This is a genomic window from Thermodesulfobacteriota bacterium, assembly GCA_030583865.1.
GTDB lineage: Bacteria > Desulfobacterota > GWC2-55-46 > GWC2-55-46 > GWC2-55-46 > UBA5799.
The window spans coordinates 828,626-846,112 of record CP129479.1 but is presented as its reverse complement, the minus strand read 5'-3'; the positions used below and the strand labels follow the sequence as shown (position 1 = coordinate 846,112).

Below are 17,487 nucleotides of genomic sequence, written 5' to 3'. Positions count from 1 at the left end.
GCAACAAAAGGGGAAGGGGTGGAACGGTTAAAAGATGGCGCAACCCATTGAAATCACTGCTTTACTGGAGCTTGAGGCCGGTTTCCACGGTATTTCCGTGCGGGCCGTACTTGAGGGAAACCTCTCCCGACCCGCTGACGCAAAATGCCACGTGTACCTCGTCGGGAACGGCCTCATCGAAAACAAGCGTAAAGGGCTTGAGCCCGGGAAGGGCCTCCCCGGCCGTCTCCTTAAGCTCCTGCTTAAGGTACTCTATGCCGTCCTCGACCACCCATCTCCTCGCAAGGAGCCTCTCGGGTATCTCGAAGAGCTCCAGGGTTATCTCCCTTTGCAGTCCGAGCTTCCTTGCGGGCCTGAGCCTGAACGCCTTCTCGAGCGGGAGCTGCTCGCCTTTCTCAAGCACGATGCAGAAGGAGTGCGTTACGTCCTTCTCGTGCGGCGCGTAGCGTAGGGCGTACGCCATCGCAAGGTGCCTGTCCGTCACGTCCCTTGTGCCGTAGAAGGCCGCCCCCATGCCGACCGCCGTCAGCGGGCTGTGGTCGTAGATGAGGTTTCCTGCCCTGAGCTCAGGGAAAATGTCGCCTATCTTGTCCTTGAATGACGGTATCTGCGACGAGCCGCCCGTCAGAAGTATGGCCTCTATGGCCTCCTTCCTCACGCCGACCTTCTCAGCCCTCTTTATGACGTTTATGATGGCGCGGTCGACTGTCGCGTAGAACTCCCTTTTTTCGAGGACCTCCTCGAATTCGTCCCTCGTGACCTTGGCTGCCTCCATGCCGTCCCATACGAACGGCGCCTCGCTCCTCTCGGAGAGCCTAATCTTCACCTCCTCCGCCGCGAGGCGGAGGCTTTCGCGGGAAGCGCCGGTTATGCCGGCCTTTGCCGAGAGGTGCCCGGCGAGCCAGTGGTCGATGTCGTGGCCGCCCAGCATGAGCGCCCTCTCGGGCTTTGCCACTATATGGACCTCGTCCATGTTGAGCCTTACGACCATCGTATTGAGCGTGCTTCCGCCGAAGTCGATGACCATTATGAGCCTGTCCCTGTCGTCGGCCACCTGGTAGCCCACGGCAGCGGCGAGCGGCTCCTCGATCAGCTCCACCCTTGCGCCCCTCATGACCTTCGAGGCTATCTCGCGGACCGCGGAGCTGTAGTCCTGGTAGCCGACCGGCACGGTCATGTAGACGACCTCGGCTGCGTTCCTGGGTAGGATCGAGAACCAGCCGGTATTTACGGCAGCCTTCTTCATGTGCTGGTAGAGTATCCTTATGAACCTCTCCATGTGCTCCCTGCCCCTGGGGTTCCCCTCCAGGAGCATCTGTTTCATGTTTGAGACCGGGTTGCCTCCGGAGGCCTCCGCGCCTATGTTGTTGGTCTCCGTGCTAAGGAGCGTCGGCACGATGTGGATGGAATCGTACTGCCTGCATATGGAGCCCAGGTGCATGAAATCCGGGGCCTCGTCCTTCTTTTTCCGCATGACGACGGTATTGGTCGCCCCGAGGTCTATGGAGATGCACTCCCTCGGCGCAAGGTCCTTCTGCTTGACGACCGCAACGCCGGTTTCAGGGTGCAGCTCCGATACGAAGACCGGCCTCTCGACCTCGGCCCCGTGGTAGGTGGACTTCAGGGACTCGAGGCGGGCCACGACTTTTTTGACGGAATCGCGGAGCGCCTGGGGGCGTATCCAGACGTGCGTATAAGGCCTGAGCGTCTCTATGAAACGGGTGTCGTTAAGGGATTCGCCGAATTTAAGGAGCTCCCTCGACATGGCCTTGGAGTACTTCTCGCGCGAGAACCTGTTCTTCTTGGAGTCCGATATATCGTTGTCCTCGGCCGACAGTATATAATCGACCACGTCGAAGACCTCGACGTCCTCCATCCATTTCCGCACCGTGAAGAAGGAGAGCGCGTCCTCTATTATCTTCTGTATGAGAGGGAAAAAGTCGCGCATCTTCGGGGTGGCCTGGAAGAGCTCTATAAGGCAGTATTCACGTCCGAACGGGTCGGCGACGGCGAGGGTGGCCCTGTACGCGCCCTCAAAGGCCTTCAAGCGGAGCGCCTCGAACTCCCCGTCTTTGGGGAGCTCGTCGCCTATGGACAAACAGGCGTACCTCCTGTAGTACGGCTCGGCTATCGCGTCCGCGGCCCGTATCGCGAGCTCCATCGCCTCTTTGTAAACAGGGAGGAACGGCCCGTCCTTTGGCATCAATCTCGCAACGCCCAGGAGGGCATATCCGGCGAAAAACGAGATGTCGCTCGCCTTGGGGAGCTCGCTCGCCATCCTCTCTATGTCGGGCTCCGCGAACCTGGGCCTGTCCGGAAGTCCCAGGGCGAGCCTCCACGCGAGGAGGCGGAGTCCGGTGAACTCCGGGGCCTTCGGGATCTCGTTGGCGAGCCGGAGGAGCTCCGTTATCCTCCTCTGCTTCTCGTCCAGCGCGTCGGCAGCGATAACGGCAGCTTCGGCGGCCTTGAAATAGAACCTGCTGAAGGCCGGGGTGCAAGGGACCTCTTTTGCGAAATCGAGGAGTGCGAGCCTCTTTTCGGCGGGGTCTTCTATCCGGTCGAGGAGCTCGAACGCGGAAGCGAAGAGATCGAGGGCCTCGGGGGTCTTCGGAAGCTCCCTGCCGGCGCGCACGATGAGGCTCCGGATGGCGGACTTGTCGTCAGTGCCCCTGGCTATGCTCAAATACTGTCTCGGGGCTTCGAGGCTCGTCTTCATAAAACCGTCCGGGTCAGGCTGCCGAACCCGGTCTCCTTCACGGTCCCGTCGCCGGAGATGAACAGCTCGACCCTGCCGGGCAGCATGAGGTCGTTCAAGGAGTACCGGTCGGTAAGGAAATGGAACCTCTGGTTCGTGGAGCCCCGCGGGAGGAGCGTCTTCTCGGGCATGTCAATTCGATAAGGCCCGTCCACAAGGACGTCTATGAGCGGGAGGCATTCCCTCGTGAGAAGGCCGGCCTCAAGCTCTTCGAGCGTAAAGCCTGTGTATACGAGCGTCGAAAGGCCCCTGGCCCTTGCGGCGGCAAGGAGCTCCCTTAGGCCCCGGGGCTGGAGGAACGGCTCGCCGCCGCTTACGGTCAAGCCCTCGACACCCGGCGCCATGCGCCCGTCGATGAGCGAGGCCGCGGGCAAAAGCTCCTTTTCCTCGAAGGAGTGCGTGGCAGGGTTGAAGCAGCCGTCGCATCCCCTAAGGCAGCCCTGGAAAAAGACGACGAGCCGCAGGCCGGGGCCGTTCACCCTGGAGCCGGGCAGAATGGCGTGTATGTTAAGAAGGGTGCTGTCCATCGGAGTCTAAGGTGTTTTTCAACACCCTGCTAACGCGCGTGCGCGGAGAACAATGCGCAAGGATATAGCGGGACAGGGCCGCCCTGCGGCCCTAATCCCCGGATTCGAGCTTTATCCGGACCTCGCCGCCGAAGACTTCGTCCTTCTCGACGAACTTCTCCATCGTGCCGAGGTGCTTAGTGAGCTGCTTGGCCACTTCCCTGCAGTCGTTGTAGACGCTCGAATCTATCTCCACCTTGCCGTCAGGCGTTATGCGTATCCGTATCTGCCTGTCCATAGAGCCCCCTAGCCTTTCAGGACTATCTGTATCTCGCCCGCTGTCTCGGTCTCGCTCGATATCTCGAAATCGAGCGGGAGGTTGTCCTTTATGGACTCGTATGCGTACATCTGCTTAAGCCTGTTGGAAAAAGAGTTCACGACGCGGTTGTCGCCGCCGAGCTGGTAGCCTGTCTTCTCCCTGGAGATATTGATGATGTCGCCGTCCCTGTCCACCTCGATCGTGTCCTTGCGCTCGCTTGCGACGAAACTCGTTATCTCGCCGCGCTTCTTGAGCTCCTCGAGGGCGCATATCAGGTACTTCCTTACAGAGAGCTCGGTCTTTATGACGGTATAGAAGGACATCTGCCTCCTCCTTATTGCACGGGGTTTTCCCTGAAGAACCGGTTGAGCCCTTCGCCGTTAATGAGGACTTCCTTCATGAGCTTCTCGACGAGCGCATGGATGACCTCCTTGTTCTCGGAGATGACCTTGGAGGTCGACTCCTTGGCGGAATCGAGGATCTTCTGTATGTCGTCGAGCACGTCCCCGCCCGAGGTAAGGGCGTAGTCCTGGAGGACCATGAGGGACTTGTTCCTCATTATTTCGCCGAAGCCGTATTCTATGACCATCTTCCGGGCTATGCCGGTCGCCTGGATGAGGTCGTGTGAGGCGCCGACGGTCTTCGAGTCGTTCCCTATGAGCTCGTCCTCCGCGACCATGCCGCCGAGTATGACGCCTATCTCCTTTTCGAGGTCGCTCTTGGTGTAGGTCGTCCTTATGGCCTCGTCGACCGGTATGAAGGCCGAGTAGGGCTTGTAGTTGTCTATGCTGACGAACGCCGGGGTGCGGTTGAAGTACCGCTTCATGAGGACCGCGTGCCCGGCCTCGTGCAGGGCGATGTTCCTCTTCTCGGTCTCCGAAAGCGACTCCGCCCTCTGGAGGAAGAGGGACTTGGACGCGGGCCTGGCCCTCTGGTGGCTCCATGCCCTGAGCTCCTCTATCTCCTCCTTTTTCAGTACCGAGAGCGGGGTTATGTGACGTATGGACTTAAGAAGCCTTTCCTGGGTCACGTCGAGAGCGAGAAGCCCGTCCACGACCTCTTCCATGTTCCTTCCCGCGTGCTCCTCCTGAAGGTGGTTGAAGGTCGAGACGACCGCGTCCTTTACGGCCTGCTCTATCTCCGCGCCGGTAAAGCCCTGGCTGTTCTGGGAAAGCTCCTTCACGTCCATCTTCGAAAGGTTCTGTATCCTCCTCTCGAGGTGGATCCTGTATATCTCCTCCCTCTCCTCCTGGCTCGGGAGGTCGACGAAAAAGACCTCGTCGTATCTCCCCTTCCTCCAGAGCTCGGGCGGGAGGTTCCTGGGCTCGTTGGCGGTGGAGATGACGAAGACAGGGTGCTCTTTCTCCTGCAGCCAGGTGATGAAGGTTCCGAAGACCCTCATCTGCGTGCCCGAGTCGCCCTGATAGCCCCCGATGCCGCCGAAGGCCTTGTCAATCTCGTCTATCCAGAGTATACACGGGCTTACCGCCTCGGCAAGCTGTATGCACCGCCTGATGTTCTTTTCCGACTCGCCCACCGTAGAGCCGAAGAGCCTGCCGACGTCGAGCCGGAGGAGCGGGAGGTTCCATATGCCGGCGAGCGCCTTGCAGCAGAGGCTCTTGCCCGAGCCGGGCACGCCTATGAGAAGGAGGCCCTTGGGGATGTCCAGGCCCAGGGTCGTTATCTTGTCCCTCGAAAGCCTGAATACGTTCTCCCTCTCGATGAACCACTTCTTTATCTCGCTAAGGCCCCCGATGTTCTCTATGTTCTCCCTGTGGGGATAGTAGTCGAGTATCTTCTGCTTTTTTATTATCTGCTGCTTCTCGTCCTGTATGTAGGATATGCAGTCCTCGTTGAGGAAGCCGTTATTGAGGCTGATGGCCTTCCTTATGACCCTCCTTATGTTGTCGAGGGAAAGGCCCTGGAGGGACTTGTAGAGTATCGACCTGGTGGAGGCGTGCCAGCTCGACGGGATGAGGTGGCCGTAAGTCCGGGAGACCAGGTCGGCTATCTCGTCGTAGTCCGGGAGCGAGAGCTCCAGGACCACTATGTCCTCTTCGAGCTCGGGCGGTATCTCGCCGAGCGTGGGCGAAAGGATGAAGACGGTATTGACGGTGTGGCGCTCGTCTATTATGGCCGGGAGGTCTCTGAACCTGCGGAGGAACTCGTGGGAGTTGAAATACGAGGCTATGTCCTTTAAAAGGAAGAGGTTGCTTACGTTCTCGCCCTTCGTTATCTTCTCCTCTATGACCGAGAGTATCTTTTCCCGGCCCATTGGCTCCCGTTTCTTCTTCTCGCCCCCGTAGAGGCCCCTGGAAACCGACCATGACCAGAAATTGAGCTTCATGGAGTCGCATAGCGACTCCACTATCCTCTCGACCCTTCTCTCCTCGAAGGAGACGAGCCAGAGTATGGGATACCTGGCCTCGACGTGTATCCGTATCTCGTTTTCGAAGTCCCTGGCGTTCATATAAGGCGCACCTTTCAGACGGTCCGGTTAAATTAGAGCCTCAAGGACGAGGATGCAGCATTTCCGAAGCGGGCCTGCCTGGGAGCCCGGGCAGCTCAGAACATCATACCATATTACGCCCCTCTTTCAAACCTGAAAACCTCGGTTTGAAAAGGGCTTTTGTCCCGGTCCGGCCTGTCGTCGATTGGGACAATATAACATGAGCCCCGGACCCGCTTCAAACAAAAGAGGTTACGGGACGACCGTAACCTCTTTTTTATGCCGCGCTCAAATGAATGCCGGAAACTCGCGCAGGCCGCCTCCGGCATCATGGACCATCTATTTCGTTTTCTATGCCTGTCCGCCTGTCCTCATGCCGCCGGCCTGCCCCGGCCAGCGATGAGAGAGACTACGAAAAGCACCAGGAATACGACGAAGAGCACCTTTGCGATCCATGCCGCGGTCCCCGCGACCCCTGCAAAGCCCAGGACCGCCGCGATTACGGCTATTATGAGGAAGGTTATCGCCCATGAAAGCATTCGAGCCACCTTCTTTCCCCCGGCGCGCGCTTCCGGCGGCCGGGCGTCTTGGAGGGCAGAGCCCCTGCAACATAGGCAATCTCTAAAATTTGAGATTTTTCCCGAAATCAAGGAAGGCCGGGAATAAAAAGCGGAGCATATATGACAATATGTGAGCATTTTTATTCCCGTAACTACGCAGAGTCCGGGGAAAAGATCAATGTTTAGAGGTTGCCATAAGGATTCCGTCTTATTTGATTATATATTGGGGGCAACCCATGTCAAATCAGCCGCGCGTACGATTCCAAACGCTTATTTGTTGCCTTTTCAGGCGGCCTGATATAATCTATACCTTCGGATTTCCGTGAAAAGGCGATGGAGCTTCTAAAAGAGTTCATAGACATATTCATGCACATAGACAAGCACCTGGGGGCTGTCATACAGGCCTACGGGGCCTGGACCTATCTCATCCTCTTCCTCATAATCTTCTGCGAAACGGGGCTTGTGGTAACGCCGCTACTCCCTGGCGACTCGCTCCTTTTCGCCATCGGCACCTTCGCCGCGATGGGGTATCTGGAAGTGGAGTACGTGATAGCCGGGCTTACCGTAGCGGCGATATTGGGCGACTCGGTAAACTACGCGATCGGGCATTACCTCGGGCCGAAGGTCTTCTCCAGGAAGGACAGCCTGATATTCAGGAAGGAATACCTCGACAAGACGCACAGGTTCTACCAGAAGTACGGCGCAAGGACCATAGTCATAGCCAGGTTCGTCCCAATCGTCCGCACCTTCGCGCCGTTCGTGGCCGGCGTGGGCGCGATGTCCTACGGCAGGTTCCTCTTCTACAACGTTACCGGGGCGATAGCCTGGATACTCATATTCGTGCTCGCTGGCTACTACTTCGGCAGCATACCTCTCGTAAAAGAGAACTTCACCATGGTGATCCTCGCCATAATAGTGCTTTCCATAATGCCCGGCATCATCGAGTTCGTAAGGGCGCGCCGCCAGCCAGCCTGAGGGCTTTCATTCCTTTACACCTCTCTGCAAAAGGCCTTTTGCGCGCTGCCGCGCTATTTTTGGGCATAAGGCTCCGCTCTCTTTCGCCTCCATCCTCCGGGCTCGGCCCTTTATGTCGCTCGGCCTTTGGCCTCGCTCCTGCTGCCCCGCCTCGTCCGCCCCTCCTCCATCCCTATGTTCGCTCCGCCTTATGCCCCGGGTTGTTTTAAATGCAAAAACAAAAGTGTTGTGAGATTTTTTTTTGTCTTTAACAAACCCCGGAGGGTAAGGCGAGCGTAGCCTTAGGGAGGAAGAGCGTGAACGGGTCGGGGAAGTCAGGAGCAAAGCGACTTTGGGGGCCCGTTGAAGATTCCCGGCATTCCGCCGGGAATCTCCGACACAAGAGGAAGTTTTCCGGATTTGCATCCGCTCGCTCGACCCCATAAAACTCGGGTCTCTGCTCGCTTTTGTGTGTTCACGGGATGGGGGAGGCGGCGAGCAAGCGAGTCTTACCCTCAAAAACCGCGCGGAAGCGCGGAAAAGGCCTTTGCAAAATAGCTACTACAAAAAAAACGCGCCGGGGGAAAACCCCGGCGCGTTTTGCAAAACCAGTCCTACGAGTACAGGAGTATCCCGAAAAGGACCGCGACCAGGTTTATGACCTTGATCATCGGGTTTATGCCGGGCCCTGCCGTGTCCTTGTAGGGGTCGCCGACGGTGTCGCCCGTGACCGCGGCCTGGTGAGCGGGCTTGTGCTTGCCGCCGTGGTTGCCCTCCTCTATGAACTTCTTGGCGTTGTCCCAGGCGGCCCCGCCTGAGGTCATCTTTATCGCGACGAAAAGGCCGGTCACGATGCTTCCGACGAGCACGCCCCCGAGTGCCTTCTGCCCTAGGATTACGCCCACGAGCACCGGCGCGATAACGGGTATGAGCGACGGGACTATCATCTTCTGCAGGGCGGCTGAGGTGACTATGTCCACGCACTTGCCGTACTCCGGCCTTGCACTCCCGTCCATTATGCCCTTAATCTCCCTGAACTGCCTCCTTACCTCGTCCACTATAGAGCCTGCGGCCTTTCCCACGGCCTTCATGAGGAGGGCGGCGAAATAGAAGGGCAGCATGCCTCCTATGAAGAGGCCCACGAGGACCATCGGGTCCGAGAGGTCGAAGATGACCTGCGCCCCTCCGGCCGATATGGTCCGGGTGTATTCGGCGAAAAGGACTATTGCCGCGAGCCCCGCCGAGCCTATGGCGTAGCCCTTGGTGACGGCCTTTGTCGTATTGCCGACGGCGTCCAGCGGGTCGGTCACGCCGCGCACCCCGGCCCCCATGTCGGCCATCTCGGCTATGCCGCCGGCGTTGTCGGTTATCGGCCCGAAGGAGTCTATGGCCACGACGATCCCTGCCATTGTCAGCATCGCCTCGGCGGATACCGCGACTCCGAAGAGGCCCGCCAGCTCATAGCTCGCCAGTATGGCCCCGGCGATAACGAGTACGGGCAGGGCCGTTGCCTCCTTGCCTATGGCGAGCCCCGCGATTATGTTGGTCGCGTGCCCGGAGATGGACGCGTTGGCTATGTGCTGGACCGGGCTGTAATGCTTGGCGGTGTAATAGTCGGTTATGACGACGAGCGATATGGTGACCGCCAGCCCTATAAGGGCGCATAGATAGTAGTTGCTCCAGCCCACCCCCCCTACCCCGTCCATGAGATAGTACGCGACCGGGAAGAAGGCCACGGCCGCGAGGACGGCGGTTGCCACGAACCCCTTGTAGAGCGCGGTCATTATATTGTTGGAGGAGCCGAGCCTAACGAACCAGCTCCCGATGATGGTCATTATTATCGCCGCGCCGCCGAGCACGAGCGGGAAGAGCATGGCGTTCTCCGAGCCCGGGAAAAGGATGTGCGCGAGCGCCATGGTCGCGACGGTCGTAACGGCGTATGTCTCGAAGAGGTCCGCGGCCATGCCTGCGCAGTCGCCGACGTTGTCGCCCACGTTGTCGGCTATGACCGCCGGGTTCCTCGGGTCGTCCTCGGGTATGCCGGCCTCGACCTTGCCCACGAGGTCCGCACCGACGTCGGCGGCCTTGGTGTATATGCCGCCCCCTACCCTGGCGAAGAGCGATATGAGGCTTCCGCCGAGCCCCAGCGAAAGGAGCGACGCTATGGCGTGCGTCTCGTCGGTTACCCGTATAGCCACGGCGTAGAAACCGGTGACCGCGAGGAGCCCGAGGCCGATGAGAAGGAGCCCCGTGACGGCCCCGCCCCTGAATGCGACCACCAGCGCGGCGTTAAGCCCCTTGTGTGCCGCCTGAGCGGTCTTGGCGTTGGCCCTTACGGCCACCATCATGCCGACATAGCCCGAAATACCGGAGGCCGCGCCGCCCACCAGGAAGCCGCAGGCGGTCAAGAGCCCGAAATGCCCGGACCATGAGCCCGCCACCCAGAGGAGGACGAAAAGGATGGCCGCAACCACCCCTACTGTTTTGAACTGCCTTTTCATGTAGGCGCTTGCGCCTTCATGGATCGCCGCCTGGATCCTCCTCATCTCAGGCGTGCCGCTATCGAGCCCCCTTACCCAGAACGCGAGCCAGGCCGCGTAGACAATGCCCAGCACCGCTGCTCCCAGCGCAAAGAGGATAGTCATTGTAGAGCTTTCCATCTACCGGTTCTCCTTTGCTGAAGGATGGTGGAACACTGCTCTTGGTACGATTGAGACACTGCCATGCAAAAAAAACGGAACAACTGGAACCGCGATGCCGCATCAATCAGTTGACCGGATTCTCTCCTGTGACAAGTGGCTGTTTTTTCGTTTGTTCTGAATTACGTTAAAGGACCTGCGTTGCTAAGCGACAATATGCAATTGAGCTTAAACGCTTTCTCTGGGCGGCAAGTAGCTGTAACGGAGGGGAGACGGAGATACCGCCCCGGAACTCTGGATGATGTTCCTTTTTAACATTTCCCCTTTCCGTTATCAATCCATTTCTGGGGCGTATTCATGCCTGTGAATTTTTTACGGTAAACAGTATAGCAGGGAACCCCCAGGACCGCCTTCCCCGCATAACTTGCCCCGATGAAATGTGATAGAGTTATCTTTATATGAAAGACGGTTGACCTTGGCAACCGCACTGAACGCCAGAAGGAGGGCCGGATGAAAGGGAGAGCTGGAAAAGGAGCGGCAGGGAGAAAGGGCGCTGATGCGAAGACGTCTGCCCCGGAGCGGTATTTCAGGGCTGCAAATTACATAGCGGCCGCCCAGATATACCTGAAGGACAACCCGCTCATGGAGGAGCCGCTCAAGCTTGAGCACATCAAGGAGCGGCTCCTGGGGCATTGGGGCACGGCGCCCGGAATCAACCTCACCTGCCTGCACCTCAACAGGCTTATACTCAAGACAAGCGCGAGCGTGCTCCTCGTGACCGGCCCGGGGCACGGCGCTGCCGCGAACCTCGCCAACATGTACCTCGAAGGGGCGCTTACGCCCTTCTACCCCGAGCTTACGCTCGATAGGGAAGGCCTCGGGAAGCTCATAAAATGGTTCTCCTGGCCCGACAAATTCCCGAGCCACCTGAACCCGGCCCTTCCGGGGGTCATACACGAGGGCGGGGAGCTCGGGTACGCCCTCTCAACGTCATACGGGACAGTCCTCGACAACCCCGGCCTCATAACAGCGTGCCTCGTGGGCGACGGGGAGGCGGAGACCGGCCCGACGGCCGGGGCATGGCACATGAACAAGTTCATAAACCCGTCTACCGACGGCGCGGTGCTGCCGATACTGCATCTGAACGGCTTCAAGATCTCCTCTCCTACCATATTCGGCACCATGACAGACAAGGAGCTTACGGACCTCTTCACCGGCTACGGGCATTCCGTGGAGATAGTCTCCGCGGGGCCCCGGGTGCACGAGGAATTTGACGCCGCACTCGAACGGGCGTACGCAGCCATACGGAAGCTCCAGGAAGACTCAAAGAAAGGCAGGAGGCCGGAGCGGCCTTCATGGCCTATGATAATACTTAAAACGCCAAAGGGCTGGACAGGCCCGAAGAAACTGGACGGCAAGATGGTAGAAGGCTCATTCAGGTCGCACCAGGTCCCGGGAAAGGACCTCAAGAAAAACCCCGCCCATCTCAAGGCGGTCGAGGAGTGGCTCCGCTCCTACAGGCCCTGGGAGCTCTTTGACAAGGACGGCAGGCCCGCCGATGACATACTTTCACAGTGCCCGGAGGGCGACCTCCGGATGTCCATGAACCCGCATAGCTTCGGCGGCGAAAGGAGGGTCCCCCTCAGGATGCCCCGTCTCGACGAGCACTGGGTCAAGGTGGAGGCAAAGGGCGTGAAGGAGGCGAGCGCCATGGAGGTCCTGGGCCGCTATTTCAAGGAGCTGATGGTCGAGAACCGCAGCGAGCGCAACTTCCGCATCGTCTGCCCTGACGAGCTCGAATCGAACAGGCTCGAGGCCGTTCTGGACGTGACCAGCAGGCAGTACGCCTGGCCGGTCCCCCCCGGCTCGGAGAAGATAGGCCCCGAGGGCATGGTGCTGGAGGTCTTGAGCGAGCACAACTGCCAGGGCTGGCTCCAGGGCTATCTCCTTACAGGCAGGCACGGGGTTTTCCCGTGCTACGAGGCCTTTCTCCAGATAGTCGACGGCATGGCGAACCAATATTCCAAGTTCCTCAAATCATCGCTTGAAGTGCCCTGGAGAAAACCCATATCGTCCCTTAACTTCATACTCACATCCGAGGCGTGGAGGCAGGAGCACAACGGCTATTCCCACCAGGGGCCGGGCTTCATAAATAACCTCCTCACCAAGAAAGGGCACATATACCGCATATTCCTGCCGCCCGACGCCAATACGCTCCTCTGCACCATGTACAACTGCTTGAAATCAACCGACCAGATAAACCTCGTCATAGCGAGCAAGCAGCCAATGGTGCAGTGGCTCACCATGACCGAGGCGGCCGAGAACTGCAGGGCCGGCATTGGCATCTGGGACTGGGCCTCCACAAACGGCGGCGAGGACCCGGAACTCGTGCTTGCCGCAAGCGGGAATAACCTCACCCTCGAGGCCATGGCCGCCGCTCAGATACTCCGCGAGGAGGCCCCGGACTGGCGCATAAGGGTCGTGAACGTCGTCGACATACTCGTCCTCGGGATACCACAGAAATACCCCGGCGGCCTCGACGAGGCGCGGTTCCAGAGGATATTCCCGCTCGGCTGCCCCGTCCTCTTCAACTTCCACGGGTATACGGCGGCCATAAAGCAGCTCGTATGGGAAAGACCCGGAAACGACAGGTTCGACATAAACGGCTACAGGGAGGAGGGCACCACCACGACCCCCTTTGACATGCACGTACGGAACCGGACGAGCCGCTATCACCTGGTACTCCAGGCCGCTGAAAAGATTGCGCTCGTGAGCCCCGGAAGGGCCGGGCTTGCCGAAAAGCTCATCATGAAATATACGAAAAAGCTCCTTGACCACAGCTCATACATAGACCGCTACGGAGTAGACCCGCCCGAGATACTGGAATGGAAATGGCAGGCCCGCGCGGGCGGGAGATAGTTTCGCCCGCGCCCCGTTGTGTCCGTTTGACTAATCCCGATTAGGATATAGACTATACGTAAACAACAGGGGCTCGGCCCTTTATGGCGCGGACTTTTCCTCTTTGCGCAGCCCACATTCCGGCGGATGGACATAGGTGCGAACATTGAAGAAGCTGGATGCCGGTTCACGGTCTGGGCTCCAGAAGCCCCGGTACTGGGCCTCGTAATACAGGCCACGGGAGAGGGGCCCTGGCGCGCCGTCACGATGGAGAGGGACGGGTCCGGTTATTGGAGCACACTTGTCACGGGCGCCGGGGCCGGGACAAGGTATCGCTTCTCCCTCGGCGGCAGGGAACGGGCTGATCCCGCCTCCCATTACCAGCCGCTCGGGGTCGAGGGCCCCTCGGAAGTGGTCGGCCACGCGTCGTTCCGCTGGAAAGACGGCGCATGGGTTTGCCCGGAGCCGGCCGAGATGGTCATCTACGAGGTCCACCCCGGCGCTTTCACCCGCGAAGGGGACCTGGACTCCATTGTCCCGAGGCTCGAATCGATCAAGGAACTCGGAGTGAACGCGCTAGAGCTCATGCCTGTCGCCCAGTTCCCGGGCGAAAGGAACTGGGGATATGACGGCGTATTCCCTTTCGCGGTCCAGAACACCTACGGCGGCCCGGAGGCGCTCAAGCGCCTCGTTAACGAATGCCACATGCTTGGCATTGCAGTGATACTGGACGTTGTCTACAACCACTTCGGCCCCGAGGGGAACTACACAGCCGAATTCGGCCCTTACTTCACGGACAGGTACAGGACGCCCTGGGGAAAGGCCGTCAACTTCGACGGCAGGGGGAGCGACCACGTCCGGGAATTCTTCATAAGGAACGCCATCCACTGGTTCGAAAACTATCACATCGACGCGCTCCGGCTCGACGCGATACACGCCATAATAGACATGAGCGCGAACCCGTTCCTCCGGGCGCTCTCAGACAGGGTCGCCGGATATTCGTCAAAAAAGGGGCGCGCATTCCGCCTTTTCGCAGAGAGCGACCTGAACGACACCAGGGTGGTATCAAAAGGCGAGTACGGCCTGGGCCTTGACGCGCTCTGGTCCGACGACTTTCACCACTCCGTCCACGCGCTCATAACAGGCGAGCGGGGCGGCTATTATGCCGACTTCGGAGAGGCCAGGCACCTTGCGAAGGCGGCAAACGAGGGCTTCACCTACTCGGGACAGTATTCCGAGTACAGGGGCCGTTGCTTCGGCAGACCCTCGGCGGGCATACCGAAGGACCGCTTCATAGTCTCGGTCCAGAACCATGACCAGGTCGGAAACCGGATGCTCGGAGAAAGGCTCTCGAGGCTCGTCTCCTTCGAGGGGCTCAAGCTCGCCGCCGGCCTCCTCCTACTCTCGCCCTGCATACCGCTCCTCTTCATGGGGGAAGAATACGGCGAGGATGCGCCCTTCCTTTACTTCATGGACCACAAGGGCGAGGAGCTCGTCAGCGCCGTGAGGGAGGGGAGGAAAAAGGAGTTCGAGGCCTTCGAATGGGGCGCGGACCCGCCTGACCCGGCAGGCATCGGGACGTTCCTTGCATCCAAAATAGACTGGGAAAAGAGGGACACGGGACGCTACAGGACCCTTCTCGGATTCTACAGGACGCTCATAAGGCTCCGCCGCGAATTCCCCGCCCTGGCGGCCGGAAAGGGGCGCGTAAAAGCGACCGCGCTCGAGGTCGGGAAGGCGATGCTCCTTGTAAGAGAGGCGGACGGAGAGGCCGTATTCGCGGCCTTCAATTTCAGCCCGGACGAGGCAAGGATGAGCCGGACGCTTCCAGAAGGGAAATGGGCCAGGGTCCTTGAGTCATCCGGGAAGGAATGGGACGGGCCGGGCTCGTTCCTGCCTGCGGTTTTTGAATCCGGCGCTCATGACCTGGACTTCGTCCTGCACCCGACGAGCTTCGCCCTTTATCTTAAAAAGGGGCCCTGATTGGAAAAATACATCTGCATACACGGCCACTTCTACCAGCCCCCGAGGGAAAACCCCTGGCTCGAAAGAATTGAGCTCCAGGACTCGGCGCACCCATACCACGACTGGAACCAGAGGATTACCGAGGAATGCTACGAGCCCAATTCGGCAGCCCGCATACTCGGCCCGGACTTCAAGATCATCGAAATTATAAACAACTATTCGAAGATAAGCTTCAATTTCGGCCCCACCCTCCTCTACAGCATGCAGAACGACAGCCCCGATGTATACAGGAACATCATCGAGGCCGACCGGATGAGCGTGGGCAACTACGGGGGACGGGGCTCCGCCATGGCCCAGGTCTACAACCATATGATAATGCCGCTCGCTACGAGAACGGACAAGCGCACTCAGGCCGTCTGGGGCATAAGGGATTTCGTATCCCGGTTCGGGAGGGAACCGGAAGGCATGTGGCTTCCGGAGACAGCCGTTGACGTCGAAACGCTCGAGGTCCTCTCCGAGCTCGGGATGAAGTTCACGATACTCGCCCCGAGGCAGGCCCGGAGGATAAGGAAGAACCAGAAGGGCGCAAGGTGGAAGGAGCTATCGGGCGAGGACGTTGACACTACGGCGCCGTACCTCTGCAACCTGCCGTCGGGGAGGTCGATAGCCGTCTTCTTCTACAACGGGCAGATATCGCGGGACGTGGGGTTCGGGAACCTCCTCGACAACGGCGAGAACTTCGCGCAGAGGCTCGAGGACGCCTTCCCGTCGGACGGAAGGGAAGCGGCCCTCGTGCACATAGCCACCGACGGGGAATCGTACGGCCACCACCACAGGCACGGCGACATGGCGCTCTCCTACTGCCTCTACCACATAGAGACCAAGGGGCTTGCCAGGCTGACAAACTACGGCGAGTACCTTGAGAAGTTCCCGCCGGAAAACCTGGTCGAGATACACGAGAACTCGTCCTGGAGCTGCGTACACGGAGTGGAGCGCTGGAGGGCCGACTGCGGCTGCAATACGGGAGGATACCCCCTCTGGAACCAGTCATGGAGGGGGCCGCTCAGGGAGGCTTTCGACTGGCTGAGGGACACCCTCGCCCCGGTTTACGAAAGGGAGGCCTCGGCCCTTTTTGCCGACCCCTGGGCCGCCAGGGACGAGTACATAGACGTCATAAACGACAGGTCCAGGGAGAACGTGGAGGCCTTCCTGAAAAGGCACGCGGCGAGGCAGCTCGGGAAGGACGAAAAGGTGCGTACCCTCAAGCTCCTCGAGATGCAGAGGAACTCCCAGCTCATGTACACGAGCTGCGGCTGGTTCTTCGACGAGGTCTCCGGCATAGAAGGCGTCCAGGTGATCATGTACGCCTCAATGGCCATGCAGCTCGCGGATGAGGCCGCCGGGGTCTCTCTGGAATCCGGGTTCAAAGCGAGACTGGAGCGCACTCCCAGCAACGTCTTCGGCAACGCCGGGAACGCTTACGACAGGTTCGTGAAGGCCTCCCGTGTCGACCTCTTGAGGGTCGGGGCGCACCACGCGATATCGTCGCTCTTCGAGGAATACTCGAAGAAGACCTCCATATACGCCTTCGAGGCCGAAAACGAGTTCTACGAAAAGATAGAGGCCGGCAAGCACAAGCTCGCAATCGGGAAGACGGTCATAAGGTCGAGGGTCTCGTGGGAGGAGGCGCTGCTCTCCTCCGCGGTGCTCCACCTCGGCGAGATGAGCGTAAACTGCGGGATAAGGTTCTTCAGGAGCGATGAGGAGTTCATGGCCGCCGAGCAGGAGCTCAGGGCCGCCTTCGACCGGGGTGAAATACCGGAGGCCATAAGGCTGATGGACAGGCATTTCGGCGCGGCGAACTATTCCCTCTGGCACCTCTTCAGGGACGAGCAGAGGAAGATCGTGAACGAGATACTCCACATGACGAGCCGCGACATCGAGGGCTTCCACAGGCAGATATTCGAGAGCAATTACGGCACCATGGACTTCCTCAGGAAGCTCGGGGTGCCGCTCCCGAGGCCACTCGGGGTCTCGGCGGAATTCATCCTCAACCACGACCTCGAAGAGGTGCTGAAGGAGAAAGAGCTTAACCTTGAGAAGTTCCGCGGGATAATCAAGAAATCCAGGCACCTTGCCGTCCAGGTAGACCCCGAGGACATAGGCTACTTCGCGAGCGCGTGGGTGACCGGGCGCATGGAGGAGGTGAGCGGGGACTCGATGAGGCTCGATGAGATAGAGAAGCTGAGGGACGCCTTGAAGCTCCTCCGTACAACGCCCGTGAAGCTCAAGCTCTGGAAGGCGCAGAACCTTTACTTCGCGCTCGGGAGGAAGGTGCTGGCCGAAGCCCGCGAGAAGGCCGCCGAAGGGGACGAGGCCGCGGGGAGGTGGGTCGAGGCGTTCGAGGACCTCGGGAACTACTTCCACGTAAGCGTCTCATGA

The 17,487-nt window shown here is 59.5% G+C and carries 11 protein-coding genes; 4 read left to right on the top strand and 7 right to left on the bottom strand.

All coding sequences use genetic code 11. The features are described 5' to 3' along the window. Window positions 1-61: 61 nt before the first annotated feature. From QY316_03930 to QY316_03905, 6 genes are all read right to left on the bottom strand, one after another. Entirely contained in the window at window positions 62-2,716 is a 2,655-nt protein-coding gene (locus QY316_03930; protein ID WKZ33566.1) for an Hsp70 family protein, read from the bottom strand. Next, window positions 2,713-3,282: a 4Fe-4S single cluster domain-containing protein gene (locus QY316_03925; protein WKZ33565.1), complete on the bottom strand. Its 570-nt coding sequence runs from the start codon at window positions 3,280-3,282 to the stop codon at window positions 2,713-2,715. Before QY316_03925 ends, QY316_03930 begins: the two co-directional genes overlap by 4 nt. Window positions 3,283-3,373: 91 nt before the next feature. After that, window positions 3,374-3,559: a hypothetical protein gene (locus tag QY316_03920; protein WKZ33564.1), complete on the bottom strand. Its 186-nt coding sequence runs from the start codon at window positions 3,557-3,559 to the stop codon at window positions 3,374-3,376. Between the two features lie 8 nt (window positions 3,560-3,567). After that, the gene (locus QY316_03915; GenBank protein WKZ33563.1) at window positions 3,568-3,903 is read right to left on the bottom strand and encodes a hypothetical protein; all 336 of its coding nucleotides are present in this window, start codon (window positions 3,901-3,903) and stop codon (window positions 3,568-3,570) included. 11 nt (window positions 3,904-3,914) lie between these two features. After that, window positions 3,915-6,050 carry an AAA family ATPase gene (locus QY316_03910; protein WKZ33562.1) on the bottom strand — a complete coding sequence of 712 codons (2,136 nt, stop codon included), beginning with the start codon at window positions 6,048-6,050 and terminating at the stop codon, window positions 3,915-3,917. Between the two features lie 350 nt (window positions 6,051-6,400). Continuing rightward, entirely contained in the window at window positions 6,401-6,568 is a 168-nt protein-coding gene (locus QY316_03905) for a DUF1328 domain-containing protein (GenBank protein WKZ33561.1), read from the bottom strand. A 354-nt stretch (window positions 6,569-6,922) separates the two neighbouring features. On the opposite strand from QY316_03905, the gene QY316_03900 reads away from it, so the two are divergent. Then, window positions 6,923-7,564, top strand: coding sequence for a DedA family protein (locus QY316_03900; protein WKZ33560.1), 642 nt, complete (start codon window positions 6,923-6,925; stop codon window positions 7,562-7,564). Between the two features lie 593 nt (window positions 7,565-8,157). Here QY316_03900 and QY316_03895 read toward each other — a convergent pair. After that, window positions 8,158-10,203, bottom strand: a complete 2,046-nt coding sequence (locus tag QY316_03895) for a sodium-translocating pyrophosphatase (protein WKZ33559.1) — start codon at window positions 10,201-10,203, stop codon at window positions 8,158-8,160. A 489-nt stretch (window positions 10,204-10,692) separates the two neighbouring features. Between QY316_03895 and QY316_03890 the strand changes: the two genes are divergently transcribed. The 3 genes from QY316_03890 (at window position 10,693) to QY316_03880 (ending at window position 17,487) form a co-directional block, all read left to right on the top strand. Further along, window positions 10,693-13,101 carry a phosphoketolase family protein gene (locus QY316_03890; GenBank protein ID WKZ33558.1) on the top strand — a complete coding sequence of 803 codons (2,409 nt, stop codon included), beginning with the start codon at window positions 10,693-10,695 and terminating at the stop codon, window positions 13,099-13,101. Between the two features lie 126 nt (window positions 13,102-13,227). Then, window positions 13,228-15,063, top strand: a complete 1,836-nt coding sequence (gene treZ, locus QY316_03885) for a malto-oligosyltrehalose trehalohydrolase (GenBank protein WKZ33557.1) — start codon at window positions 13,228-13,230, stop codon at window positions 15,061-15,063. Continuing rightward, window positions 15,064-17,487: a DUF3536 domain-containing protein gene (locus QY316_03880; protein WKZ33556.1), complete on the top strand. Its 2,424-nt coding sequence runs from the start codon at window positions 15,064-15,066 to the stop codon at window positions 17,485-17,487. It abuts the gene before it with no gap.

Bases quoted from the DNA above. Each gene is read 5' to 3' on its own strand.
- QY316_03905 (WKZ33561.1), bottom strand. From the start codon at position 6,568: ATGCTTTCATGGGCGATAACCTTCCTCATAATAGCCGTAATCGCGGCG.
- QY316_03930 (WKZ33566.1), bottom strand. From the start codon at position 2,716: ATGAAGACGAGCCTCGAAGCCCCGAGACAGTATTTGAGCATAGCCAGG.
- QY316_03910 (WKZ33562.1), bottom strand. From the start codon at position 6,050: ATGAACGCCAGGGACTTCGAAAACGAGATACGGATACACGTCGAGGCC.
- treZ (WKZ33557.1), top strand. From the start codon at position 13,228: ATGGACATAGGTGCGAACATTGAAGAAGCTGGATGCCGGTTCACGGTC.
- QY316_03920 (WKZ33564.1), bottom strand. From the start codon at position 3,559: ATGGACAGGCAGATACGGATACGCATAACGCCTGACGGCAAGGTGGAG.
- QY316_03895 (WKZ33559.1), bottom strand. From the start codon at position 10,203: ATGGAAAGCTCTACAATGACTATCCTCTTTGCGCTGGGAGCAGCGGTG.
- QY316_03890 (WKZ33558.1), top strand. From the start codon at position 10,693: ATGAAAGGGAGAGCTGGAAAAGGAGCGGCAGGGAGAAAGGGCGCTGAT.
- QY316_03915 (WKZ33563.1), bottom strand. From the start codon at position 3,903: ATGTCCTTCTATACCGTCATAAAGACCGAGCTCTCTGTAAGGAAGTAC.
- QY316_03900 (WKZ33560.1), top strand. From the start codon at position 6,923: ATGGAGCTTCTAAAAGAGTTCATAGACATATTCATGCACATAGACAAG.
- QY316_03925 (WKZ33565.1), bottom strand. From the start codon at position 3,282: ATGGACAGCACCCTTCTTAACATACACGCCATTCTGCCCGGCTCCAGG.